The organism is Oleiphilus sp. HI0079, assembly GCF_001635105.1.
Genome location: NZ_LWFT01000331.1, coordinates 1 through 343 on the forward strand (window position 1 = coordinate 1; position 343 = coordinate 343).

Here is a 343-nt window from a genome sequence, read left to right on the forward strand (position 1 = left end):
CATTGAAAAAATTATTGCAGCGCAAATGCCAAGAGAGGCAAAACAAAAACACGCTGACGATATAATTCTCAACGATGATAATGAAGCACACCTCCAGCACATGGTAGAATTGAAACACCGTTACTATCTTGAGCTCTGTCAACATCCAAAATGAAAAATCCATTAATCGTTAATTGCCCAAATTGTGCCGAGCCAGTCCAGTGGATTGAAGAAAATAGCTATCGTCCGTTTTGTGGTGAGCGCTGTAAGCAAATAGACCTTGGTGCATGGGCGTCTGAGGAGTATGCCATCCCATCCGAAAAACAAGACGAATGGGAACTCTCAGATGCAGTTTCTGAAGCCG

The 343-nt window shown here is 43.1% G+C and carries 1 protein-coding gene; it reads left to right on the plus strand.

The window, feature by feature from the left end:
* Positions 1-150 precede the first annotated feature (150 nt).
* A partial coding sequence (gene yacG / locus A3750_RS04605) for a DNA gyrase inhibitor YacG (protein WP_068548053.1) occupies positions 151-343 on the plus strand: 193 nt, incomplete at its 3' end.